The organism is Pantoea sp. X-Soil-YNGN-785, assembly GCF_059730585.1.
Map to the genome: position 1 here is coordinate 36,621 of NZ_AP035943.1, position 24,501 is coordinate 61,121.

The window sequence follows — 24,501 nt, forward strand, 5'->3', positions numbered from 1 at the left end:
CCAGTATCATCTGTCCGTGCTCTTTCCTGCATACGGGCGATGAGCTATCCGGGAAAACGAGGAACTTATGCATCTTGTTATTATCGGTGCCAGGAATACGGGGACCAGCCTGAATCTTGTGGACCAGGCGCTGGCCAGGGGGCTGCACGTAACGGTGATCACTGCTGAACATGATGACCTGACCCATGTTTTTAAAGAAGAAGTGAATGTCGTTACTCTGACTGTAACGGCAGATAATGTCGCTGGCTATATTCAGAATGTCATCCGTAAAGACAGCGAGTATATCCGGGTTACAACAGCACATGATATGTATGCTTCGGTGGCGGCACAGGTTTCGAATCGCCTGGGCATTCCGGGACCGGATGCTGAGGCTGTCTCTCGATGTGTTTCAAAAAAAAATCAGGACGTAATTCTGAACAGCCTGGGCTGCAGGCTGGGTGCATCACGCCAGTACAACCTTGACGATAAGTTATATCAGTCCCGGTTTGAACATTTTACCTTTCCCGTTGTAGTAAAGCCGGTTGAAGGGTCGGCGAGTCATGGAATAAGAAAGTGTCACACCCCGGCTGAAGTTTCAGACCACATGCAATTTCTCAGGAAAATGTATAAAGCTCTGCCTGAAATTATACCCTCCGGAGATATAATGATAGAGAGCTTTATAAACGGCCCCGAATACTGCGTTGAAATATTCGATGGCCAGTTCGCAGGTATTATGATGAAGAAAAAAAAGGCCGGTGATTTATTTATTGAGCGGGGGTACACCTCTGAAACCGACCTTAGTGTAAAGGCCATCAGGAATATTGCTGCGCTTTGTGAGCACGTCGTAGCCACAATGAATCTCTGCTGGGGACCTGTTCATATTGACTGCATTACTGAATCCGATAATTTTCATATTATTGAAGTTAACCCCCGCATTGCAGGAAGTTTCATTACGGATATTATCCGTGATGCATGGGGTTTCGATATGGTTAACGCGCTACTTAATAAACTGAATGGTTCAGATGTTTTCTTACCAGAGAGAGCAGAACCTTCAGGATTTGCTCAGGTTATTTTTTTCCTGGACTCCGATCCTGAAATACTGAAATTCAAAGAAACCGGCTTTCTGTCTGCCGAGGATGTCAGGCTGTCATTCTCCCCACAGATTTTAACCGGCAGGGAACGACGGTCTTACCTGTACCTGACCGTGCGTTAAGTTATTTTCCGGATGCTTCTGGGCGGTAACTGCAGAACGGCTGAGGCCTTTTTTTAAAATGCGATCACTCCATATGGTGCGGCCATTCACGGGTCTTTGCGTCTGAATATTATTGCGCCATATATTCAGCATAAGTAAGGAAAACATTGATGAATAATGTTAAGACACACTCGAACATCAGCAAGGTTCATGAAACTTCATCCCCTCACTGGAATACAGCACGTCGCTCCAGAACTAGTCAACTGAGCGTCACGGTAAACGGAGATAACAGCCTGACGGATCAGTATGGACGTGATTTTATCCACTTCTGCACTACGTCCTATCTTGGCCTGGACTACGCGCAGGAAATTCAGCGAGGTGCCATTGAGGCTATCCAGGAACAGGCAACGCTGCGGATAGCCTGCTCAAGGAATCGCTGCCGTCTCGCTCTGCTGGATAACTATCAGAATGCGCTCAGCGATCATTTCAACGCGCAGGCTCTGGTAACGCTTTCCTGCAGCAGTGCATCAGCAGCAATGTTACCTTTACTGGCATCAGGTGTTTTTAATGGCGGTATAAAACCGTTAATGGTGTTCGACCGGTTCGCGCATTATTCAATGAACCATCTCAAAGCATTGTGCGCAGAAGAAACGTCTGTAATGACTGTCGGCCATAACGACGTCACCGCTTTAGAGGACATCTGTAAGACTAATCAGCACGTTATTTACGTCGCGGATTCCTTTTACAGCATGGGTGGTATATCGCCCATCAATGAAATCGTGAGCCTTCAGAATAAGTACGGGCTTGGTCTGTTCTACGATGATTCACATGCCATGAGCATTTCTGGCGCCTGCGGTACCGGTTATGCCCGCTCTTTCTTTACTGAACTCCCTGAAAACACGTTTATTGTAGCTTCTCTGGCCAAAGCATTTGGCGCTTCGGGGGGCGTGATACTGTACGGAGATAAAAAGATCACCCCGGTGATTGAGCAGTACGGCGGCCCGGTTAACTGGTCCCAGAGCTTGAATGCGGCCGGTATAGGTGCAGGAATGGCTTCACTGGCGATACACCACTCGGCATTGCTGCCCCGGCTGCAAAAAAAGCTGTCTGATAACATCCATCATTTTGATCAACTCCGCGGCACAAGAGATGATTCGAGCCCGAGTCCTGTAAGGTTAATACGGTGTTCGAGTGCAGAGGAATGCATCTGGCTCAGCACAAAGCTGGCAGAGGAGGGCTTCCTTACCTCTCCGGTATTTTTCCCCGTTGTACCAAAATCTAGCCCGGCAATACGGATCACCTTAAGGGCTGATATGAAGAAGGAACAGATCAGCGCCTTTCAGGTAAAGCTGAACTCTTTGATGGCAGAAAGAGAGGTGCTTAATGAAAAGCCCGTTAATTTTTAACGCCTTTGTTCTTAACTCCCTTACCCATCTTAATCCGGGCCAGTGGAAAAATCCGGACAATCAGTGTGCCGGTTTTATGAATCCGGATTACTGGAAAAAGCTGGCCACCACGCTTGAGGATGCTCTGTTCGATGGGGTTTTTTTTGCTGATGTTTTAGGCCTCCATACTCAGAAAGACGATGAGTCAGAATATTGCATGTCCAGGGGCATTCAGTTCCCTCTTCACGATCCTACCCCGGCGGTCGCGCTTATGGCATCCGTGACGCGTAACTTATGTTTCGGCATGACCTCGTCAGTTTTTGCTGACACACCGTATCTGTTTACCAGAAAGATGAGTACGCTGGATCATCTCACCCGGGGCAGAATGGCCTGGAACATCGTCACGTCTTATCTGCCATCGGCCATGCAGGCAATGGGGTTCATCGCACCTCTGAATCATAAAGAAAGGTATCTTTATGCAGAGGAGTACGTCTCGCTGTGCATGGAAATGTGGGCCGCCGCCCCCCGGATGAACACCATTCCGGATGACACTTTCTTTTCATCTGCAAAAAAAGTGAGATTTGAGGGAGATTATATAAAATTCTCCGGATATGGTCTGACTGCGTACTCTCCGCAGGGCTACCCCGTTCTCTACCAGGCCGGAGCATCTGATACAGGACTCGCTTTTGCTGCTAAAAATGCAGAGTGCGTTTTTCTGGCCGGTAAGTCGGTAGAAAATACTAACCATCTCATGTCCGGAATTATGCGTAAGTTCTCAGAACGGCGGAGGCCGCGCACGTCCTACCGTATCATCCCTCAGGTAACTTTTATCACGGCAGAAAATAACAGAGTCGCTCAGCAGAAGTATGAACATATGCTGCATTTTGCAGATATAAAGGGTGCGGAGATTTTAGCTTCTGGCTGGCTGGGTATTGATCTGACCGACCAGGATCCACTCCGGCCGCTGGCTTCCTTCCAGTCAGAAGCCATTCAGTCATTTGCTGAGCAGTTTACAGTATCAGGTCACAGTAAATGTCCCGAAACTGTCGGCGAGCTGATCCGGCGTGCGGCTGTCGGGGGACTGGGGTGCGTTATGGTGGGCGGTCCTTCAGAGCTGGCTGATAAGATTGTTACTTTACAGCAAAACGGCGCGGACGGGTTTAACATGCCCAGCATAGTGAACTCCGGAACTTATGAGGATTTTATAGGCTATTTGATCCCGGAACTGAAGACCAGAGGCGTGTACAAAACTGACTATTCAGAAGGAACATATAGGGAAAAAATATTTAGCTCGTAAAAAACATCGAAAATTCATCAAGTTAATGTTTTAAATTCAACAACTGGCAGTTCTCTTCTGAGCCAGAGCATTTGCGGGCCTCATCCTGACAACAGACTCAGAAGATAGAACAATAAAAATGCCGCTTATGCGGCTTTTCCTGTCCTGATTATGTCCCCCTGCACAGTGAGCATCTCCATATCCGGGGTTGTGTTGGTTATACATGTCTTTCTGACAAAGTACCCTCCTTGAAGTTGCCTTCAGGTTCACTAAAACAGCCCTCAGCAAACAATATCTGGATCCGGTTCTCCCTTTTTTCGGATCTGCTGAAAAACAATGAGAAACTCACTGCAACGCGTTAGCATGGAATAAATTCCGGAACAAGAGAAGATGTCTCAAAGCGTGTTTATGACACTCTTCCGTCACCGTGCGCACGGGCGGGACAAAACCACCGCAGAATTCTGCGCTGAATTGTGCATCCCATGCTGCGTTGCATGGCCGGCACACATACGGCCAGCCTGATAAACCAAATCCGTCAGACAAGAGGGAACTGCATGTCAAAGATCAAATATATGTCCGGTGACAGAGAGGCCGGAAAGCACGTCATATTTATCCACGGGCTGGGAGGACATTACAGAGACACATGGTCCTGCGGCAGGGATAAACATCTTTTCTGGCCAGAGTGGCTGACAGATAAAGCTTCTGATGTATGCGTCTGGTCAGTGGAGTATGAGTCAAAAGCGGCTTATTTCATTAACGATACGATGGCGTTCAAAGACCGTGCGGCAAATATTGCGGAAAGTCTCTTCATAAAAAAAGAGCTAAAAGAAGGAGAGATAATTCTAATTGGTCACAGTATGGGCGGACTGATAATAAAGCAGATAATGAGAATAGCTCATGACAGGAAAGATATAAGTGAGGAAGCAAATAAACTGATATCCAGAATAACAGGAACAGCATTTATCGGAACCCCCCATACGGGCTCAGATCTGTCTACAATCGGCAATATGCTGCCTGTCAGATTAGCAATGAGCTTAATTAAGCTGAGCCCTTCTGCCGCTACACTCTATTTGTACAGAAACAACCCTGACCTGAGAGAGCTGAATGTATGGTCCCGTGACTGGTTGCGTCAGTATAAAATTCCAACTCTTAGCCTGGGCGAAAGCAAAAATACAGGTGTTTTGGGCTGGATAGTAAAACCTGATAGCGCAGATGCAGGTTTTAATGAACATTTAATACTGGTTGATAAAAATCACAGCAGCATCTGCAAGCCTGACGATCGTGAAGACCAGGTCTATCAGCTGATTGAAAACTTTATATTTAAGGAAAAAGCTGACCGTCAGACTTTATGGCTGAGGGAACATGCGGGAAAGCACTATAGCGGCTGGTCTGGGTACGGTAACTGGACCGGTCTGAACAAAGAAGCCGGCTACATAATTGATGAAAAAGTAAAGTTTTCTGATGCCAGCTCAAACTCAGAAACAAAGATTGACGCCGCCGGGATCATTGACTCTGTACGTAATCGTCTCAGAGAACCTGGCGCATCAGTAAGGCTGGTTGGGCTTTCCGGTGTAGGTAAAACCCGGTTTGCGCAGGCTCTGTTTGAGTCCGAAACAGGGATTAAACCGCTTTCACAGAAGTCGGTGTTCTATACCGACACAGCGCTCAACCCTGACCCGGTTCCTGCGGCTTTGCTTGAAAAGCTCGTATCCAGCGGCTTCAGGGCAGTCCTGATAGTTGATAACTGTGGATCGCCCCTGCACAGAACGCTTACGGAACAATTAGGCAAGGCGACCGGTCATGTCAGCCTGCTGACCATTGAGTATGATATCCGGGAAGATCTCCCGGAAAACACTGACTTAATTGTGATGGAGGCAGGTTCAGAAGAACTCATCACAGAATTAATAAAAAGGAATTATCCGGATATCGGATTAAATAGTATTCATAAAATTGCCGATTTTTCAGGAGGAAACGCACGGGTTGCAATAGCCCTTGCGTCGGCGGTTGGCCGGGATGACGACATATCAAGATTAAAAGATAGGGAGCTTTTCAGCAGACTGCTTAACCAGAGTGAAGCAGTCAGTGAGGATGACAAGAAAAGTGCAGAAGTTTTTTCGCTGGTTTACTCCTTCCAGCTTAAAGCCGAGAAAGGTAATAGTGAGGAGCTCGACTGTCTGAGCCGGCTTTCCGACATCAGATCTGCTGCGCAGTGCTAAAGAACTTGAACGCAGAGGGCTTGCGCAGACCCGAAGCGTATGGATGGCTGTACTTCCGCACCCTATCGCGAACGGGCTGGCCCAGTTGGCTTTAGAAAATATGTCACACGCGAAAATCTCGGAACATATTAATCCACGGCTGACGCCGCGCCTGTTCAGTTCGTTAACGCGTCGCCTGGGTTATTTAAGCCGCTCAGCGGAAGCTCATTCATACGCAAATTCGATGCTGGCACCTGATGGCGAATTTGAAAAATATATTGCAGATTTACCGATTACAAAAAATCCAGCATACAACAACTGCTTTATATTTATTTCCAATATAGCTCCCATAGCCCCGTCAGAAACCATACAATTCCTCAAACGCATGTATGAAAGAGACTCGATATTCTGCACACGTGATAATCCTGCATTTATTACTATCACGCGTCTGCTTCGTTCACTGGCTTATGAAAGCAGATATTTCAACGACTGCGCTTCAATGCTTTATCTTTTCTCGTTAAGCGAGAGCAAGGGTGATAACAATAATTCTGTACTGCACATTCTCTGCAGCCTTTTTTCTGCGCATCTCTCCGGGACCCATGCTACCGTCGATCAAAGGATAAGTTTCATAAAGGAAAACATTGAAAACCCGCGACGGGATATCAACATAAAGCTGATTAAAAGCTTGCTTAAGACTGACAACTTTGTGTCTCACCTTGGCTTTGATTTCGGTTCCTCGGTCAGAGATTATGGCTATTATCCAGAAAGTTATGATGAACACGAGAAATGGTACCTTGGCGTCTTGAACTTTATTAATGAAACGGCCGGGAGACGTCCTTATTGGCAATCTGAAATGGTTAAAATACTGACAAGTCACCTAAATGGCTTATGGAAAATTCGCATTTCCTCTGTGAGACATGCTTTATACGATATAATAATAAAAAACATGGATAACAGAACATCTGCTGATGTGTGGAGTGCTGTGTCTATGATTCTGAATTTCGACAGCAAGAAAAACCTTCTTAGAGATAAAGATAAACTCATAGAACTGGAGATTGCTGCAAGACCAAATACTATTGAAAAGAATGTTGAATTATTATTATTCTCTAATGGGCTATATCATTTCGTTCTTGATGACGAAAAAACCCAGGATGCTATGATAAAGACTGGCTTCGAGATTGCACTCGAAAGAGCCGCATACATTGCGGATGAGCTATTAAACAAGCCCAGATACATGATTGATGAAATTATAGAAAGATGCTTGACTGAAATAGGAAACAATTCACATATAGGTGCATTTGCATTTAGGGTGGGAAGTAAAGCTGATTACCGGTGTTATATTCTACAAAAATTAAATGATATCCTTTCTAGATCAAATGTCAGCTATCTGAATCAGGCATTTATCAGCGGAGCAATTTCCGGACTTTATCTTGAAAACAGGTCCAAAGTAGATGAATTACTTGATGGATGTGTTGAGAATCCACATTTTCTAACTCTCTACCCTGCACTCCAGTTATCTGTTGCTTTAGATGATGTTGCTGTGAAAAGAATCAAGTTACATTTATCTCAAGATGGAGTCAATGCATCAGATTATGCAGGAATAGCTCATGGACAACGGCATTCCCTGCTAAGTGACGTTACGCTTATTGATTTATTAACTGCGTTACACCCTCTTAAAAACGGATATAGCGTCGTACTTGACATACTCGCCATGAGAATAGCTTACAAGTTCATACCTGATTATGTACCCTCTGATAATATAGTCAGCTATGCTCAGGATTTCATTTGCTCTATGCTGCGTCATTTTCCGAATGAAAACAAATACGAACTATCTTATAACTTCGAAAATCTAGCTAAAAGAGTTTTTGAAAACGCTTCCGACGAGAAACTCTACGAATTAACTGAGGCGATTTTTTTCTGCTCCAGTCAGCATATTTATTTATTTGACCTGCATAAAATACTCCGAATAGTGCTCAGGGTGAACCTTACGCTCGTACTCAACCTACTTTCTCCTGAAAAGGGGGTTTTAAACGAGGAGATTGTGCGGGCTTTGTCTTTTATGCTGTGCACCAATCCTCTGGAAGAAACCGAAATAAAATCCGAAGATGTTTTAGCCTGGGGCGAGAAGGACCCTGACACTCGGTTCGGTTATCTTGTACAACTTTTATCGCCCATTTCTCAGGTTGAAGGTGTTTATATCTGGACTGAACTGGCCAAATCAATACTGTTAAGATGCAATAACGTTGAGACTGTTCTGGCAGAAATGGTGCAAAAATTCAGGCCCAGAGTCACATCAGGCGGATGGTCAGCAAAGATGGAAGAACAACGCGCTCTTCTTACAGAACTGCAGTCTTCTGAACGGGCCGATATTTCCTCCGCAGCCACCCGATTACTGGTTCAGTTTGACAAAGACATTCAGTATGAAAAAGAACGCGAACGTCGGGAGTTCAGTGCCATGGATGATCGTTTTGAATAAATCTCTCATCAAGTCTTTTCATAGCAGATTGTGCGTAGATAGATTCGTGTCAGTACTTGTGAGCAGGACTATGAGTTTCAGACCTTAACACTGATTATAGTATCTGACGCCTTACGTATCAGTCATAGCACCATCGCCTGGCACGTGCTGACTCAATCAGCATCCCGATAGTAAGAGGGATGGCCTCGCGCGGGTTTTTTGGATAGTAGAGGCTGAATGTCACCTGGTCAGAATCCATCCCAAACGCATCAAAGACGTTCTGAAGGCATTCCGCTGCGTCCTCCGGGTCCAGCTTCATGTCCAGATTGAGCGACATCTCTGGCGTGAGTGTTTTTTTCCGGAACGTCAGCAGGGAGCGGCCGTTCCACGGCTCAATGAGTGCCATTACGCGTGCCTGGGTGTCATCTACCATATCTTATCCTCCCCGCGGGCGATGGCATTGTACAGTCTGACCGAATTGAAACTGATACTGGCAACGTCTCTGGCCAGCATCACCCAGCCTACGACGGGTATCGCCCGTCCGACAAAGGTGCTGAGCTTATGCGTAAAAAGAATACGCGCGGTGCGGGGCGGGTATCCCCCTACGATGGTGGGGAGCTTTATGCCGAAGGGAAATTTGGCTTTCGGAAATACTCTGCGCGCTGCCCGTGAGGCATAGGAGGTTCCCTTGAGAGCATCGCGCGGTTTGGTGCGGGTAGTCAGGACATTACGTCCGGACAGGATGGCCACGATCGCGCCGAAGTCATCAACCCCCAGCTGTTCAGCAACTTCTTCACAGAAAATTATGAAAAAGAGTTCACCAGCGGTGAGGTTGGGTCTGCCTGCGTAGAAATAGGTGTTATTGAGTTCTTCAGTCGTGTCCACTGCCAGCTCCTGCAGGTTCAGCTTCATTTATCGTCCTGACGCTTCTTAAACAATACCTTGAGCGTTCAGGCCTGACAACCTGTCAGGTACAGGATAAACAGAGACGGTACTTCAACCCTATCCCCCTGCAGTTGAAAGACTCCCGTGTCAGACGCAGGGAAATGCAGGCATGCCAGACTTCTCAGCAGCATTCCAGTACCACCAACGCCCGGGCCCATATTCCGCCTCGTAGTAAGCGGTTTTTACCTCCCTGCGCAGCAGGTACTCTGGCGAGTTCATGCCAAACACTTCCATCGGCAGCGCATCCATGCCAGGAACGTCCTTGAGCACAAAATCCGGAAACACATCTTCCTCACCGTCGTAGCGCAGAGGCTTAATGAAGGCGCGTTTTTCCTGCCACAGTTTTTCTTCCACAGCCGCCTCATAACCGGAATCCACAGGAACAAAGCGTGGACTTACCGTCTCAGCGCCATATCGGTCACGGTACTGCAGCTGATCGGCCGGTTACGCCCGTGTGCATACCTGAACGATGTTTCAGGCGGTTCCGTTTCAGCGATAATCATGACTTTCATTCCCCTGCGCCAGTCACTGAGCTCGCGGCTGAAGCTCTGCTCCAGGCGGTGACGAACGTCTTCAGGCAGAACCAGGTCAGGAAAACCAGAAAACAGTCCCAGCGGCAGTATAGTCTTCCGTCGTGCTTCACCGGCTTCACTCCAGCCTGCACAGAAACGATGATACGTCGCCATTTGTTCTTTCCGGCCGCTCTCAGGTGTTCCCGGTTAGCGATAACCTGCGGCGTATCTTTCATGACCATGAGCAGCAGAGATTCTTCCAGCTGAACGCGACCAATGCGAATCCGGGCAGCCGTCTGCTGCAGGCGCCTGCTCACCCAGCCAGTGCCGCCGCAGTCGGCTCATTGGTGAAACTGTATGCTGTCATAATGAGACTGCTTTCAGCACCATCAATAGGTTCTGACACTATTTTTAATGCATCTCTTTCAGCCGTAAACGGTAAACCCACGCTGATTTCAGGTGCTGAGGAATAAGGCAAGACGGGCGCAGCAATAATGATGACCAGCGCGAAATTATTCGAATAATAAGATAAACACGCTCACCAGAAATTAGCGTTTCAGCAATTGCTGGCAGGCATGGTCATCCTGCGCGGCACGCTGTTGCTCATCGGATTTCAGTTGCTCCCAGCGGCCAATCACGCTACGTCCAAGCCGCGGTTTATAGGCTATTTTCTGCAGCGCATAGTCAGAATTGCCGCCTTCAATAACATTTCGCATCTGCTGGTCGAACGGCTGCTGACCGTGGTGATCAATCGCGCAGAACACCGCGACGTAATACGCTTTGTCTTCCTCACTGTCGTGCGGGATAAACCACCAGGCCGTGAGGGCCAGGATCAGCAGCAGGGGAAGGATGAATTTTACTTTGGCCATTATGGTCACCGGGTGTGGTCAGTTAAGTCAGCCGGGTATGGCCAGACGCAGGGCGCGTATCCTGCCACAGATTCCGCTCAGCGTTAACCCCGTCCCTGTTTAGCCTGCGGGCGCTTCGATCAGCGTCTTGCCAATCTGTGCACCTGGCATCATCTGTTGCAATCCCGAGACCAGCTCGTCGCTGGCCTGTTGCAGCGCGGAGAGCGGCATAGCGGGCAGGCTTTCCAGTATAAACCACATCTGATGCGCACTGGCATCCAGTCGGGTACGCACGCCCTGACGCCAGTTCCAGCGGCGGCAGGTTACGCCCTGATCGTCGCGCCAGATCACTTCGCCCGGTTCCGGCGATTCATAAACGACTTCGCCCTCTTTGACGGTATCGAAACGTTCACTGCCGTCAGCAATCACCAGACGTGGCGCGCCTTTGTAAGCCGCAATATTCTCACCACCGACCGGCAGGGCGTAACGGATGCTGATGGCATTGTAGAGATCGACAACCGGATCAATAGCAGGCAGTGTGCCATCCCGCAGCACCCGTTTACGCAATGCTTCAGCAGAACAGGGCGTTCGCTTCGCTTTGGCACCAAACGCCCTGAATACCTCGGCCCAGGCCGCAAGGTGCGCATCTGCCCAGACAACATCATCCTGTATGACCTGCTGGCATGCGCTTTTCAGTGCGTCGCTGGCGACTTCTGGTCGGGTAATGTATGTGGCTTCCACCGCAATGCTCATGGCACGAAAGCCGGGGGCGAGTGTGAAAATGGCCGGATCGATTGACGGATGAACGAATAACATCGGATACTCTCTCAGTGACTAATTTATTTCATAGTAATGACCGATGACCAAAAAAGTCAATATAGCGACCGATGCAGGTGCTGATGTCGCCACTGTCAGTCAGGCTGTTTCAGACCGCATAAAAAGCTGGCGCAAAAGCCAGAAACTCTCGCTGGATGAGTTATCCCGCCGGGCAGGCGTCAGTAAAGGGATGCTGGTTGAAATCGAAAAGGGCGCTGCCAATCCCAGCATCGCTATTCTCTGCAAGATAGCTGCCGCACTGGGCGTCTCGGTAGCGGATATCGTTAGCATCTCACATGCACCTGACGCCTGGCTGATTGAAAACAGCGAAATGCCCGTACTGTGGCAGGGTGAGCAGGGTGGGAGTGCGCAGCTGCTGGCCGGCACCCGTGGGCCGGATATGATCGAGCTATGGCGCTGGCAGATGTTTGCAGGCGAGGCGTTCAGTTCCACCGGCCACTCGTCGGGTACGCTGGAACTGCTGCACGTCGAGCAGGGCACACTGGCATTAACCGTGGGTGAGCAGACGCTAGTGATTCAGCAGGGCTGTGCAGCGGTGGCCCGTACCGATATGCCCCATGCCTATGCCAGTGCCAATGACCAGCCCGTTATCTTCACCATGACGGTGGCGGAACTGCAGCGCTGACGGCGTTTTTAATCGGCTGTCGCTTCGCCGGGAAAGGCCAGCAGCAGCGTTTTCAGTAACCCTTCCAGTTCGGCGCGCTCTGATGCGGCCAGCGGTGCCAGCACCGCTTCCTGAATGGCGGTATGTGCACGAAGTGCCTGCTCAATCTGCTGCTGACCGTGCGGCGTCAGCCCCACCAGCATACTGCGCTTATCATCTGGTGCGGCAACACGTTCAATCAGGTGCTGCTGCTCCAGCCGGTTCAGGCGATTTGTCATTGCGCCGGAGGTCACCAGCAGCGACTGGTAGAGCTGCGTGGGTGACAGCCGATAAGGAGATCCCGCCCGTCGCAGAGTCGCCAGCACATCAAATTCACCCTCCTGAAAACCAAACGGCGCCAGTGCCTCACTGCGTGCTTTTGCAAGATGTTTCATCAGCCGCAGCATCCTGCCGAAGATACGCATGGAAGCGGTGTCCAGGTCGGGCATCGCGTTGTCCCACTGGCTGACAACGAAATCAATATGGTCATGCATAAATCACCTGCAAATGTCGGGGTTATGTTGTCGGGTTGTGCTCAGCCTCTTAACAGTGGACGAAATTTATCTTAACGTTAAGATAAATAGTGACAGCACGGTGCTGTCATCGTCAATTTCTGGCTGAGCCTGCATGATGAAAATTTTCCCCACTCTGTTTGCCGCGATCGTTTTTCTGGTCGGACTCAATCTGCGGCCAATGCTGGCTATTATCGGCCCGCTGTTTCCGGTGTTGCAACAGCAAACCGGGTTGTCGGCGACGGCGTTCAGTCTGCTGACCGCACTGCCGGTGGCGATGATGGGGCTGGCGGCACTCTTCGGGCCGTGGCTGATCGCCCGCTTCGGGCCGGTAACCGGCATTGCCATCGGGTTGCTCTGTCTGACCGTGGCCTGCCTGTGGCGCGGCCTTAACCTGACCTCCGCTCAGCTGATGCTTACCGCGCTGGCCGGTGGCGCAGGCATTGGCGTAATCCAGGCAATGATGCCCGCGCTGATCCGGCAACGTTTTGCTGACGCAGCGGCGACGCTGATGGCGCTGTTCAGCACCGGGATTATGGCGGGCGCAGCGCTGACGGCAGCCAGTGCCGAACCGCTGTTTTCAATGCTGGGTCTGCAACCCGCGCTGGCGCTCTCCGGCGGGTTAACGCTGATAGCGCTGTTAATCTGGCTGAGTGCAGTCAGGCGATCGCCGCAGGTGAGCCTGGCGTCTGAGGCAATGACGCTGCCAGCGCCGCGAACATTGCTGCTGACGCTCTTTTTCGGCATTGGCACCGGGGCTTACACGCTGGTTCTGGCGTGGCTGCCGCCATTTTATATTCAGCTGGGCTGGAGTGCGCGCCACAGTGGCTATCTTCTCGCCGCGTTGACGTTAACCGAAGTGGTGGCAGGCTTCATCGTCACAGCAACCTTACATCGCTTTCCCGATCGCCGTCCGCTGCTGCTCGGCGTGCTGGTCCTGTTACTGGCAGGGCTGCTAAGCCTTGTGTTTTACCCGAATACGATGCCGCTGCTCTCTGCGCTGTTGCTGGGTACGGGCATCGGCGCACTGTTTCCGCTGTCGTTGATTGTCACGCTGGATCATGCGCGCAGCGCCCGGGAAGCGGCGGTTCTGCTGTCCAGGGTGCAGGGTGGCGGATACCTGATTGCGGCGCTGATGCCGCTGGTCGCGGGCTGGGTGCGTGACAGCGGCTCGTCTCTTAATCAGGCCTGGCTGATCATGAGCGCTGACGTCGTGTTGCTGATGGCGATGGCCTGCCGCTTCAGAGCGCAAAACAGGGCAGCCTGAACAAAGCCGTTGCCGTTCAATGGCGATCTGGCATGCTGGAATAAACCCCCTCGAACCGGAGTGCAGTGTGAAAGTTATTGGTCTGTTAGGCGGCATGTCTTGGGAATCTACCGCGCTCTATTACCGCATTCTCAATCAGCAGGTTAAACAGCAACTGGGTGGCCTGCACTCAGCGGAGCTGGTGCTCTGGAGCGTCGACTTCCAGCGCATAGAGCAGCTTCAGGCTGCGGGCGAATGGCAGCGGGCGGGCGAGATCCTGGCTGATGCGGCACGCAATCTGGAACGGGCTGGCGCGCAGTTCATCGTGCTCTGTACCAACACCATGCATAAAGTGGCGGCGCAAATCAGCGCTGCAACAGGCATACCGCTGCTGCATATTGCCGATGCCACCGGACGGCGCATTCAGCAGGCCGGGATACGTAAGGTCGGATTACTGGCGACGCGCTTCACTATGGAGCAGGATTTTTATCGCGGGCGTCTTCAGCAGCAGTTCGGTCTTGAAGTGATGACGCCCGATGAAGCGGATCGTCTGTTTGTGCATGAGGTGATCTACCACGAGCTTTGTCTGGGCGAAATCAATCCCGCGTCGCGTCGTCGCTACAGGGAGATTATGCAGTCTCTGGTGGCGCAGGGGGCTGAGGCCATTATTCTGGGCTGCACTGAAATCACTCTGCTGGTTGATGCTACCGATGCCAGCGTGCCGCTGTTTGATACTACGCTGATCCACGCGCAAGAGGCCGTTATCCAGGCGCTGAATTAACATTCATCCTCAACAGGGGAATCGCATGAAAATAGACAATCTGCCGTTTGGCCTGACGCAGTGGGATCAGGTTGCAGAGACGATTCATCCCGGCGAACAAGGGCAGGCGACCTGGCGAACCATGAAATTTAACGACATCCGGGTTCGCATGGTCGACTACTCGCCAGGCTATGTCGCCGACCACTGGTGCACCAAGGGTCATATTCTGCTCTGCATGGCGGGCGAGTTGCACACTGAACTGGCAGATGGCCGCCGTTTCGTGCTGACTCCGGGCGTGAGCTATCAGGTTGCGGATGAGGCTGAACCGCATCGTTCTTTTACAACGACAGGTGCGCAACTCTTTATCGTCGACTGAATTTGTTATCTGCTTTAGCAGGGCTCGCCCGGTGGTGGATCATCGCGTCGTTGACACTTTTAAAAGTAAACTGAATCTGCTTTATAAAAATCAGCAAAATTAATGGCTTATTTCATCAGAGTTATCTGGTTCTGACAGGAATAATTCCCATCAGGTTGTATGCTTGAAGCCTTATAAGAACGTTTTGCATTCACCTGATGTGGGGAAGCCTGTGCTGATAAAAAAGAAGAAAGTTCGTTCACATACCGAAGACCGACTGCTGGCGCTGGTGCTGGCGACCACCGCTGGCATCCTTAATGCCATGGCGCTGGGCGCGTTCGGATTTTTCCCGTCGCATATGACCGGTAACACCTCGCAGATATCTCAGGAAGTCACCACCAGCGATCTTCACACTATGCTGTTTTTGATGGCGCTGATTGTTGCCTTTGTACTGGGCTGTACCGTAGCCCGGCTGGCGGTAGTGGTGGGAATCAGGCATAAGTTACGCACCATTTTCTGTCTGATTATTCTGGCAGAAGGTGCGGCGCTGACGGCAGCATCGATCTTTGAGATCGTGTTCTACCGGCCAAGCTTTAACGGGGAAGTTCTGATAATGCTGGGCTTTTTGATGGGTATTCACAATGCGACCTCGACGCAGCTCTCCAATGGCCGCGTCAGATCGACCCATATTACCGGCACGCTGACCGATGCGGGCATAGCGCTGGGGTCGTGGATTTTTGCGCATACGTCTCATGCTGTGCATCTGGAAACCGACGATCGTCGCTTCTTCCAGAAGGTTCTTCACACCCATCTGACCACGGTATTCTCCTTCCTGAGCGGTTGTATCGCCGGGCTGCTGCTGTTTAAAACCTATGGGTTTAACGCGATGGTTGGCCTGGGCGTGTTTCTGATGCTGGTAGCTCTGACGGCCATTGCCGTTACCGTGCAGCGAACCCGCAGAAGTCTTTACTGATATTCCGGCCCGCTGCACATCGCACAGCGGGCCGGTCGCTTACTGCTGTGTGCGGGTTGGCCGCACGACAATCTCGTTTACATCCACCTCTTCAGGCTGCTCAATCGCATAGCGCACGGCGCGGCCAATGGCATCCGGTTGCAGCGCGATAGCGCGATAATGTTGCATCGCCTCGGCAGCTGTCGGGTCGGTAATGGTTGAGGCCAGCTCGCTCTCGACCACACCGGGATGGACACAGGTCACACGCAGCTGACTGTTCTCCTGCCGTAAACCGTCAGAAATCGCCCGCACCGCAAACTTGGTGGCACAGTAAACTGCCGCCGTGGGCGACACGGCCAGCGCACCGATTGATGCGATATTGATGATGTGTCCGCGCTGGTGGGCTAGCATGGTCGGCAGAACCCCCGCAATGCCATACAGCACGCCTTTGATGTTTACATCGATCATCTGATCCCACTCTTCGACCCTGAGTGAGGCCATGGGTGACAGGGGCATAATCCCGGCATTGTTGATCATCACATCAACCCGTCCCCACTTCTCCAGCGCAAATGCCACAAACTGCGCCACATCTTCGCGGTGCGTAACGTCCAGCGCTTTGATCGCCACCTCAGCGCCATTAAACCGCAGCTCCTCAGCCAGCGCGGCCAGACGGCTTTCGCGCCGTGCGCCCAGTAATAGAATGGCATCGGTTTTTGCCAGTTCACGTGCGATGCCTGCACCGATACCGCTTGAGGCACCGGTAATTAAAATCACTTTCTGCGTCATTTTGTCTCTCAAGTCAGGTTGTCACTGGCGATCATACGGCGGCTGGATTATAAAGATAATCCACCTGATACTTTACGGACTGGTAACAAAATCTGACCAATGAATGCGGACAAGAATGCTCTCGAAGTTTTTGTGATTGTGGCGCAGACCCGAAATTTCCGTCTGGCAGCGGAACAGCTTGGCGTGACCCGACCGGCGATCAGCCAGAGCCTGCGGCGTCTGGAAGACCGGCTTAACATCTCACTGATGCAGCGCACCACGCGCTCGGTTCAGCTGACAGAAGCCGGACAGCGGCTCTATGCGGAAGTGGCTCCGGCCATCAACCAGCTTAACCGCGCCGTCACCGATATTGCCGAGCTGGCGGCCGAGCCGCGTGGTCAGTTGCGGCTGGCGATCTCCTCGATTGCTGAGCGGATGCTGGGAGGCGAACTGCTGGCGAGCTTTATTACCGCCTACCCGCAGGTAGAGCTGGATATCACCGTGACCGATGACGAGTTTGATATTGTCGGGCAGGGCTATGACGCAGGCGTGCGGCTGGGCGAGGTGATCGCGCAGGATATGATTGCGGTGCCGGTCTCCACTGCGCAGCGTCAGGTGGCGGTAGCCTCACCCTCTTATCTGGCGCGTGCAGGCACGCCACAGCATCCTGAAGAGCTGGTCACTCATCGCTGCATCGGCTGGCGGAAAGGGCCAGGCCTGGCGCCTTATCGCTGGGAGTTTGCTGAGCAGGGACGGGAGTTTGATGTTGCCGTCAATCCGCAGCTGACTACCAACGACATGGGGGTGATGATCCACACCGCCTGCGCCGGGGGCGGCATCAGCTTTGGCATGCAAGAGACTTTTCAGCCCTACATTGATCGCGGCGAACTGGTGACAGTGCTGGATGAGTGGTTACCCAGCTTTGCCGGGTTTTATCTCTATTTTCCCAGCCGTAAAAATCTGGCCCCTAAACTCAGGGCGTTGATCGATCACGTCAGGCTGTGAGAAAGGCCTCCGGTTAGTCAGCGCGGATAGTGGTGATCGCTGACCAACCTGAGCCGGTCAACCGGAGAGCCATTCAGAGGCTCCGCAATCGCAATCTACGTCATAGTGTCATGCGGGGTTACGGGGTGTCAGTGCTTCAGGCTGTCATGTTGTATCGGGTGATGATATTGATTTTAGAGTAGGGCGCAGGCGGTTCGGAGGCGGGCAGAAAGCCATGAAACTCCAGCAGTGTTCTGAAAGCGTGCAATGCGTCGAGTTGTAAATTGTGCTCGATCAGCGCATCAATCTTACCCGCCTGCAGCAGCGCGCAATTCTCCTGATCGAGATCGTGACCAATACAGGCGTTCACATGCCGCTTTTGTTCGGCAAACGCGCGCAGGATACCGGGATTACCGCCGCCGACAGTATAGACCGCATCCGTGTCCGGATGGCTCTGCAGAAACTGCGTCACCGACTGATGCATCCGCGCGTCAATGCCATAACCACCCGCCACCACGCTCACCTGATGCTGAGGTGCAAACTGCTGCATCGCACGCTGAAAACCCTGGATTCTCTCCTGTTCACCGATGAAATCGCGACTGCCGGTCACCGCCACAATATGCGAACGGCTGACCCGCAGCCATTTTGACATCAGAAAAGCCGCCACCTTACCGGCATCAAAGTTATCCATGCCGATATAGCGCAGGCGCGCACTGCCGGGTAAATCGCTCATCATGGTGACCACCGGAACGCGTTGTTTCAGGAGCGATTCAATAGTGGGATTCAGCTCATCGGAACAGGCCGCTTTCAGAATGACACCGTGACTGTGAAGCGCTTTTTTGTTCAGCAGCGCATTAATGGCCTCCGCTGTGAGATTCGCGCCAAAGTGGAAACGCAACTGAAGTCTGAAAGCAGCAAAGCTGGCGATCTGACTGCTGAGCGCTTCACGTATCAGAGGCTGAAAGCGGTCAGGGGTATGCATGATGACGTCGAAGTAAATCGTTCTGCCTTTGGCGAGCCCGGCTTTTTGCATCAGTTCCAGGTCCGCTATCGCCTGCTGAATCCGATGCTGAGTGCGCGCGTGAACGTTGCCGCGCTGATGCAGGGCACGATCGATAGTGGCAAGGCTAAGCCCCGATTGGGCAGCGATCTGTTTGAGGGTGAATTTAGCCATGCAGGACTCGCGACAGCAGAGGATAACCAGAGTTTTATCATAATACTGGCTAACAGCTTAGCTTCAACTGAAACACGTTGTTCAAAGCATCGCTGGCTGTCAGCGTGAAAATGCGGCACCGGGGACAGGAATAACGGATTTTATAAACCCCAAACTCAGGACTCCGTTAAACGATATAAATGATCGGCTCACTTCGGGTATTAGCAAGGTCAGATTCTGGCAGTGATAACACTCTTTTGACTATTTACTGGCAAGCACAGGGTGCTGACTTAAATAACGTCAGTTCAAATCCTGGGCTGGATAATTTATAGTCAGGTTGCCGCTTCGCTTATATTTCCATTAAGACGGCTTTTTTGTTTTTTGACACCCGATAATGTTAGACTGTATATGCATACACCATCGGGAGGTCGTGTGAAGTACGACAACGATAACGAGATCCGTGCACTGGTTGGCGCGGTCGTCAGTGATTTGATCAAGGCGGGAGAGCCGGTTCATTTTCACGACATTACGGACGCTCTGTTTCGCCTGAGCGAAGAGACGCGTGACAGCAAACTGAAAGCATTGTGTCAGGAAGCAATTGGCTTTTTTACCCGCAAAATGCATTAAGGTTGATGGCGCCAATGGCGGGCGCCATCCAGAACCTTCCTCTCCAGCCATCATTCCGCAGTGCCGCCTTAACTGAGAATAAGACGCAGTAAGCAGAGTTTAAAAATATTCCAGCTGAAGAGTTCTAATTTCAGATCGGTTATATTTCTGTTTTTTAAATTTAGTCAGAATTAGCTTTTTTTAGCCTGAAATGACAACGCAGTAATTAACTGCATCGGCCTGAATCTTTATTCAGAATAAATGCTTCCTGAGATTTTAATCTAAGATATTAATGGGAACGCCTGCAATATCAGCGTGCTGAGGCAGCGTTTTCTTCTGCTTCAGTTGTTACTTGTACTGTTCTGAGTATGTTTGATTTGAAAAATGATTATGACCGGGAGAATATCCTGCGTTGCCGGGCAGACGACGTTCCAGTGCCAGCACGGAATTTACCATCGCTTCTGCCAGCTTCATCACCCCATCTCACACGGGTAACACAACGAGATCAGCTGGCTGCGACATTCCAGGGGATGTCGCAGCCAGCTGAGAATCCGTTAATGTACGCTCAGGCGGCGCACAGACTCTGCACCTGAATCGGTTACCTTATCCAGTGCGGAACGCCAGAAATGATGGCCGTTAGTGTCACCGGCCATCATCGTTCAGGGCATTACGCTCTGTTTCAGCAACGGCTCAGTCATCGGTTGAAAGCGTGAGATTCTCCCACCGATCGATTTCCTGACGCATTGCCGCAAGCTTTTGACGTACCAGACTCAGGGCATCACTGCCTAACAACAGATGCGCGGGTGGGTTCGGGCTTTCCAGCAATGCCAGTATAGCCTGAGCAGCCTTTACGGGATTGCCGGGTTGTTTGCCGCTTTTTTCCTCCCGGGCCTGACGAATGGGCCCGAACAGGGTGTCATAGTCCGGAATAGTGCGGGCGCTGCGTACCATTGAACGTCCCGCCCAGTCGGTGCGGAATGAGCCGGGTGCCACGGCGGTGACGTGTATGCCGAACGGAGCCAGTTCTTTGCCCAGCGTTTCTGAAATTCCCTCTAGCGCAAACTTGCTGCCGCAGTAGTAGCTGATGCCGGGCAGAGTAATAAAACCACCCATCGAGGTAATATTGATGATGTGCCCGCGACGGCGCTCACGCATACCCGGCAGGACCGCTTTGGTCATTGCCACTGCGCCAAAAACATTCACGTCAAACTGGTGACGCATTTCTGCCAGGGAGGATTCTTCCATAATGCCTTCATGGCCGTAACCAGCATTATTCACCAGTACATCTATCTGACCGACTGTGGACTCAACCTCCCTGACAACTTCATCAATACGCGCGAAGTCCGTGACATCCAGCAGGCGGCCCGCGGCACGCTGTGCATCAAGCGCCTCAAAAGTTTGCAGTGCTTCGCGGTTACGCACGGTACCAATGACCCGATACCCTGCATGGAGGGCTTCGCGCGCCAGTGCCAGACCAAAGCCACTGCTGACGCCAGTAATTAAGATTGTTTTTAAAGATGACATACAAGAACTCCCATGAACCGTTGAGATTGCATGGTATTCTCACTGCTGATGCATTTTCAGGCCGTATCTTCTCGTTTTCTTGCCTGATCTTATGAGGTGCCGTGATGTCTGGAATGATTGCCCTGATTAAAACCCTTGCACGGCATGAAGGGTATAACCTGACGGCCTTGCCTGGTGTGCGAATTCTGCGCGCCGACCGTCCTCTTGCCAGAACACCCGTACTATATGATCCGGGCATTGTGATTGTCTGCCAGGGCAGCAAGCGGGGTTACTTTGGCCAGCAGACCTATTTATATGATGAGCAGCACTACCTGGCGGTCTCGGTTCCTGTGCCGTTTACCATGGAAACCGACGCGTCAGCAGAGCATCCTCTGCTGGCTATTTACCTGCATCTGGATTTTCAGCTCGCGGCTGAACTTATCCTGCAGATCGACCAGCATGATGCTTCACATCCTCCCGCCGCGCCGCAAAGTATGATGTCGAGTCAGATGGACGACACGGTTAAGGGCGCCGTATTGGGTCTGCTTGAAGCCCTGAACAGTCCGCTAGAAACCGCGATACTCGGACATGCACGACTGCGTGAACTCTACTTCCGAGTACTCACGGGCGAACAGGGCAACGCCATGCGTGCCGCGCTGGCTATGCAGGGGCAGTTCAGCAAAATAGGGAAAGTGGTAAAGCATATCCACGCCACGTATGCAGAGCCGTTAACCCTGACGCAACTGGCAGGGGAAGCGGGCATGAGCATCCCGACCTTTCATCTTCACTTTAAAGCTATTATCAGGATGCCGCCGATGCAGTATGTGAAATCGGTACGCCTGCACCAGGCGCGCATGCTGATGGTACGCCAGCAAATGACCGCTGCCGCGGCAGGCTACGCTGTGGGTTATGAAAGCGCGTCGCAGTTTAATCGTGAATTTAAACGTCTGTTTGGTCTGCCCCCGGCAGAGGAGATAAAACGCATGCAGCGTCACTTCTCTGTTCCGCCCGTGCAGCAAATGCCGGTATTTGTATCATCGCATTAGTAAGGAGAGAGTGTGATCTGTTACCAGCAAATAAATAACATTCGCGCGGATTATTGCCCAGCAGGGTGATACGAGCGTCCTGGGGAGGCTGAGAGGGGGATTTTGCTCGGGAAATAATGGCTGCGCCAGGGCTGTTTATGGCCGTTGCGGCCAGCTATATACCTTGCAACTACGGTTGGGCGTTTAGTACTCACCAGATGGGGTATAGCTCTTCGTCAAAAATTACCTGAAAGCAGAGCACTCATCTCACTGAGCCTGCGTTATCACCGATAACGCAGGAGAGGTAATCAGATATCACTATCGTCAGGTGTGCGGCCAACGACAATTTCCAGCGTTCTGCGCAACACATCCAGTCTTATCACGTCGGAAGTGCATTCCAGTTCGGCGATCAGATAAAGAATTATCGCTTTGTTGGTCACACGTCCCTGATCAGCCACGATGTCACGAATTACTGCGCCCAGCAGTTCGGTTTCCGGTGCCAGCAAATCGCCTTCACTACGAAAATAATCAATAATGGATAAATCTGATGAAGAGTGTTGCATGATTTTTCTTTCTCTGAGGAAAATTCGTTATACGCAATGGGTGAAGTCAAAAACGAGTGTAGACGCTGTTTTCGTTTTGCCCAGCCAGCCAATAAAATTTCGCGTAAAGGCTGCCGCTTCGCTTATTGCCAGCCATGTCTGACAGACACGCAATACCCTCTATCAGTGCTTTTTAGACCCATCAGGTGGGCCATCGCTGTTCATACGGTGCGTCGTCTTATCACGTTCAGCACCGTCGCCGTGCACACGTTTACGCGCAGCGGCCATGCCGTTTCGAACTTCAGTGATGGCTTTGCGAATCACAGACACTTTTGTGTCTTCATCGGCATTAGCAGCCATGAGTTCAAGCTGTGCGATTAAGGCATTACTCGACACCGGTTTGTCTGACTTGAGTAATATCAAAACGGCTTCGCCGATCATGACATCTGTCAGTTTCTCATCTTCACTTCTGTACATACTGGCTTCTCTGATTACGAATCAATGGCCATGCTGCGGGTCCGTATATGTCAGCGGGTGCAACTTAGTGCACCAGATACGGCAAAGCAGTACTGGGCTTCGTTCCTGTGAGTAAATCTTCCTGAGTGGTGGTTAAGAGCAGGTATCGTGAATATTAGCTGACGCCGTTAGCGGGCATTAATCTTCGCGACGAAAAAGCATCGCAATCAATTCATGCAGATGGCTCTCTTCTTCTGGCGTTGCAGCCAGTTCAAGGCGGCGCAACAGTTTACTGCAAATTGCTTTACGGCTAAGGCTATGACCTGCGCGCAGAATTTCGACCACTACCGAGCCCAGTGTTTCCTGCTGGGAAGGTGAGCTGGCCTGATTGAAGTAACGGGCAATATCGCTGATCGTTTCCGGGGCTTGTCCGTTCTGACGCATGGTGTTTTCCTCAGATGGTGAAAATGTATAGCATTCCTGATGCGCAAGTTATACATCTTTTCAAAACTTGTACAGAATTTTGGATTTTTGGAGTAATTTTTTTTGTGCAAAAAGTGCTATATCTTTTAAAACAGGGCGTTACGAGGAAGTAGTGACGAGGGGGAAATTGTACCATATTCCTGTACAACAACAAGCCCTCCGGTGTTCCGACCTGATTATTCAGGCCGGCAGGGGTTAAGCAGTTTTATTAGTGCTTGAAGAAAATATCATCAGCAGAGGCGCTGATAGCCGGTTCGATGCCCGCATTTCTGGATAGCCAGTTTGCCGGACCAGTAGTGCGTGAACCAATTGTTTTGAATCCCGTCAGCCATTGACGTGCAGTTTGCATCTGCTCAAGGCGATACTCATTCACTTCAGAGGCAGCCATAACCTGTAGCTCTTTAATCAGCAGTTCAACGTTCACTTCCTGACCAGCATTAAACAGGTTCATTGCGGCTTCGCCAATGATGACATTCGCTTTTTCGTCGCTGGAAAAATACAAAATATCCTCCTGGGTGATTGCGGCAAGTAACATTAACTGTAGCAAAAAAATTCATCAGGCTTAATTAATTCGTCCTATCAATAAGATTGTTTTAATTGTGAAATTGCTGCATCTGTTGCGAGAGTGTCATCCGGTAATGCAACCTCCTTTTGTGGATGGCAAAGCGTAGTCGAACGCTATTTTTATGCCATTACCTCTTTTCTCATATTGTTTTACTGAATCAGGCACGAGAAAAACCTGCCTGTCGCGAAGCCATAAGCGTGTTGAACGCCACGCATCATCATAAATATTCCTATTAATATCAGGCGCTAACTGAGCATATTTACAAAAGCTGACGCCTGAACCTGAATGCTGAAGAAACTTCACATCTCCCTGCTGTTCGAAAGATAT

At 50.9% G+C, this 24,501-nt stretch carries 27 protein-coding genes; 13 read left to right on the top strand and 14 right to left on the bottom strand.

The features are described 5' to 3' along the window. Nucleotides 1–67: 67 nt before the first annotated feature. The 5 genes from AC6I8E_RS18705 to AC6I8E_RS18725 all read left to right on the top strand — a co-directional run bounded on the left by AC6I8E_RS18705 (nt 68) and on the right by AC6I8E_RS18725 (nt 8,503). Nucleotides 68–1,192 carry an ATP-grasp domain-containing protein gene (locus AC6I8E_RS18705; protein ID WP_095707932.1) on the top strand — a complete coding sequence of 375 codons (1,125 nt, stop codon included), beginning with the start codon at nt 68–70 and terminating at the stop codon, nt 1,190–1,192. A gap of 149 nt (nt 1,193–1,341) precedes the next feature. After that, complete coding sequence (locus tag AC6I8E_RS18710) at nt 1,342–2,577, top strand: aminotransferase class I/II-fold pyridoxal phosphate-dependent enzyme (RefSeq protein WP_095707931.1); 1,236 nt, start codon at nt 1,342–1,344, stop codon at nt 2,575–2,577. Further along, a complete protein-coding gene (locus AC6I8E_RS18715) occupies nt 2,555–3,853 on the top strand; it encodes an NtaA/DmoA family FMN-dependent monooxygenase (protein ID WP_497824835.1) in 1,299 nt (432 codons plus the stop codon). Before AC6I8E_RS18710 ends, AC6I8E_RS18715 begins: the two co-directional genes overlap by 23 nt. Nucleotides 3,854–4,386: 533 nt before the next feature. After that, nucleotides 4,387–6,048: an alpha/beta fold hydrolase gene (locus AC6I8E_RS18720; RefSeq protein WP_497824836.1), complete on the top strand. Its 1,662-nt coding sequence runs from the start codon at nt 4,387–4,389 to the stop codon at nt 6,046–6,048. Nucleotides 6,049–6,091: 43 nt separating this feature from the next. Beyond that, entirely contained in the window at nt 6,092–8,503 is a 2,412-nt protein-coding gene (locus AC6I8E_RS18725; protein WP_497824837.1) for a hypothetical protein, read from the top strand. 118 nt (nt 8,504–8,621) lie between these two features. On the opposite strand, the gene AC6I8E_RS18730 is transcribed toward AC6I8E_RS18725, so the two are convergent. The 6 genes from AC6I8E_RS18730 to AC6I8E_RS18755 all read right to left on the bottom strand — a co-directional run bounded on the left by AC6I8E_RS18730 (nt 8,622) and on the right by AC6I8E_RS18755 (nt 11,603). Further along, nucleotides 8,622–8,915, bottom strand: coding sequence for a DUF1493 family protein (locus AC6I8E_RS18730; RefSeq protein WP_095707926.1), 294 nt, complete (start codon nt 8,913–8,915; stop codon nt 8,622–8,624). Further along, nucleotides 8,909–9,367: an STM2901 family protein gene (locus AC6I8E_RS18735; RefSeq protein WP_346436476.1), complete on the bottom strand. Its 459-nt coding sequence runs from the start codon at nt 9,365–9,367 to the stop codon at nt 8,909–8,911. The genes AC6I8E_RS18730 and AC6I8E_RS18735 overlap by 7 nt, the downstream gene beginning before the upstream one ends. Before the next feature lie 147 nt (nt 9,368–9,514). Next, the gene (locus tag AC6I8E_RS18740) at nt 9,515–9,781 is read right to left on the bottom strand and encodes a DUF1173 domain-containing protein (RefSeq protein WP_257010029.1); all 267 of its coding nucleotides are present in this window, start codon (nt 9,779–9,781) and stop codon (nt 9,515–9,517) included. Nucleotides 9,782–9,822: 41 nt separating this feature from the next. Beyond that, a complete protein-coding gene (locus AC6I8E_RS18745) occupies nt 9,823–10,113 on the bottom strand; it encodes a hypothetical protein (protein ID WP_236262781.1) in 291 nt (96 codons plus the stop codon). Between the two features lie 374 nt (nt 10,114–10,487). After that, nucleotides 10,488–10,808 (bottom strand): hypothetical protein, encoded by a 321-nt coding sequence (locus tag AC6I8E_RS18750; protein ID WP_497824838.1) that lies wholly within the window; start codon nt 10,806–10,808, stop codon nt 10,488–10,490. Nucleotides 10,809–10,907: 99 nt separating this feature from the next. Then, complete coding sequence (locus AC6I8E_RS18755; RefSeq protein ID WP_370425464.1) at nt 10,908–11,603, bottom strand: B3/B4 domain-containing protein; 696 nt, start codon at nt 11,601–11,603, stop codon at nt 10,908–10,910. Between the two features lie 43 nt (nt 11,604–11,646). Here AC6I8E_RS18755 and AC6I8E_RS18760 point away from each other — a divergent pair, with 43 nt between their 5' ends. Further along, nucleotides 11,647–12,249: a helix-turn-helix domain-containing protein gene (locus AC6I8E_RS18760; RefSeq protein WP_313680094.1), complete on the top strand. Its 603-nt coding sequence runs from the start codon at nt 11,647–11,649 to the stop codon at nt 12,247–12,249. 8 nt (nt 12,250–12,257) lie between these two features. Here the strand turns inward: AC6I8E_RS18760 and AC6I8E_RS18765 are convergent, their stop codons facing one another. Then, nucleotides 12,258–12,761, bottom strand: a complete 504-nt coding sequence (locus AC6I8E_RS18765; protein ID WP_013196471.1) for a MarR family winged helix-turn-helix transcriptional regulator — start codon at nt 12,759–12,761, stop codon at nt 12,258–12,260. Nucleotides 12,762–12,894: 133 nt separating this feature from the next. Here AC6I8E_RS18765 and AC6I8E_RS18770 point away from each other — a divergent pair, with 133 nt between their 5' ends. From AC6I8E_RS18770 to AC6I8E_RS18785, 4 genes are all read left to right on the top strand, one after another. After that, nucleotides 12,895–14,046 carry an MFS transporter gene (locus tag AC6I8E_RS18770; protein ID WP_418163240.1) on the top strand — a complete coding sequence of 384 codons (1,152 nt, stop codon included), beginning with the start codon at nt 12,895–12,897 and terminating at the stop codon, nt 14,044–14,046. 67 nt (nt 14,047–14,113) lie between these two features. Further along, on the top strand, nt 14,114–14,806 hold the full coding sequence (locus AC6I8E_RS18775) for an aspartate/glutamate racemase family protein (RefSeq protein ID WP_312216051.1): 693 nt from the start codon (nt 14,114–14,116) through the stop codon (nt 14,804–14,806). Nucleotides 14,807–14,831: 25 nt separating this feature from the next. After that, nucleotides 14,832–15,161 carry a DHCW motif cupin fold protein gene (locus AC6I8E_RS18780; protein ID WP_013196468.1) on the top strand — a complete coding sequence of 110 codons (330 nt, stop codon included), beginning with the start codon at nt 14,832–14,834 and terminating at the stop codon, nt 15,159–15,161. A gap of 211 nt (nt 15,162–15,372) precedes the next feature. Continuing rightward, nucleotides 15,373–16,113 (top strand): YoaK family protein, encoded by a 741-nt coding sequence (locus AC6I8E_RS18785; RefSeq protein ID WP_013196467.1) that lies wholly within the window; start codon nt 15,373–15,375, stop codon nt 16,111–16,113. A gap of 39 nt (nt 16,114–16,152) precedes the next feature. Here AC6I8E_RS18785 and AC6I8E_RS18790 read toward each other — a convergent pair whose 3' ends face one another. Next, on the bottom strand, nt 16,153–16,878 hold the full coding sequence (locus AC6I8E_RS18790) for an SDR family oxidoreductase (protein ID WP_033784852.1): 726 nt from the start codon (nt 16,876–16,878) through the stop codon (nt 16,153–16,155). A gap of 99 nt (nt 16,879–16,977) precedes the next feature. Here AC6I8E_RS18790 and AC6I8E_RS18795 point away from each other — a divergent pair, with 99 nt between their 5' ends. Further along, nucleotides 16,978–17,862, top strand: coding sequence for a LysR family transcriptional regulator (locus tag AC6I8E_RS18795; RefSeq protein ID WP_110332121.1), 885 nt, complete (start codon nt 16,978–16,980; stop codon nt 17,860–17,862). A gap of 136 nt (nt 17,863–17,998) precedes the next feature. Here AC6I8E_RS18795 and AC6I8E_RS18800 read toward each other — a convergent pair whose 3' ends face one another. Beyond that, nucleotides 17,999–19,015 carry a substrate-binding domain-containing protein gene (locus AC6I8E_RS18800; RefSeq protein ID WP_497823391.1) on the bottom strand — a complete coding sequence of 339 codons (1,017 nt, stop codon included), beginning with the start codon at nt 19,013–19,015 and terminating at the stop codon, nt 17,999–18,001. Between the two features lie 411 nt (nt 19,016–19,426). Between AC6I8E_RS18800 and AC6I8E_RS18805 the strand changes: the two genes are divergently transcribed. Further along, nucleotides 19,427–19,621 carry a hypothetical protein gene (locus tag AC6I8E_RS18805; RefSeq protein WP_033735335.1) on the top strand — a complete coding sequence of 65 codons (195 nt, stop codon included), beginning with the start codon at nt 19,427–19,429 and terminating at the stop codon, nt 19,619–19,621. A gap of 669 nt (nt 19,622–20,290) precedes the next feature. Here AC6I8E_RS18805 and AC6I8E_RS18810 read toward each other — a convergent pair. Next, on the bottom strand, nt 20,291–21,124 hold the full coding sequence (locus tag AC6I8E_RS18810) for an oxidoreductase (RefSeq protein WP_312216055.1): 834 nt from the start codon (nt 21,122–21,124) through the stop codon (nt 20,291–20,293). Nucleotides 21,125–21,228: 104 nt separating this feature from the next. Between AC6I8E_RS18810 and AC6I8E_RS18815 the strand changes: the two genes are divergently transcribed. Beyond that, complete coding sequence (locus AC6I8E_RS18815; RefSeq protein WP_201251418.1) at nt 21,229–22,149, top strand: AraC family transcriptional regulator; 921 nt, start codon at nt 21,229–21,231, stop codon at nt 22,147–22,149. Nucleotides 22,150–22,436: 287 nt separating this feature from the next. Here AC6I8E_RS18815 and AC6I8E_RS18820 read toward each other — a convergent pair whose 3' ends face one another. The 4 genes from AC6I8E_RS18820 to AC6I8E_RS18835 form a co-directional block, all read right to left on the bottom strand. Further along, complete coding sequence (locus AC6I8E_RS18820; protein WP_013196459.1) at nt 22,437–22,691, bottom strand: biofilm/acid-resistance regulator YmgB/AriR; 255 nt, start codon at nt 22,689–22,691, stop codon at nt 22,437–22,439. Between the two features lie 162 nt (nt 22,692–22,853). Then, nucleotides 22,854–23,147 (bottom strand): hypothetical protein, encoded by a 294-nt coding sequence (locus AC6I8E_RS18825; protein ID WP_095707913.1) that lies wholly within the window; start codon nt 23,145–23,147, stop codon nt 22,854–22,856. 177 nt (nt 23,148–23,324) lie between these two features. Beyond that, nucleotides 23,325–23,570 (bottom strand): regulatory protein YcgZ, encoded by a 246-nt coding sequence (ycgZ, locus tag AC6I8E_RS18830; RefSeq protein ID WP_013196457.1) that lies wholly within the window; start codon nt 23,568–23,570, stop codon nt 23,325–23,327. 247 nt (nt 23,571–23,817) lie between these two features. Then, nucleotides 23,818–24,156 carry a hypothetical protein gene (locus AC6I8E_RS18835; RefSeq protein WP_236262776.1) on the bottom strand — a complete coding sequence of 113 codons (339 nt, stop codon included), beginning with the start codon at nt 24,154–24,156 and terminating at the stop codon, nt 23,818–23,820. Nucleotides 24,157–24,501: the final 345 nt, after the last annotated feature.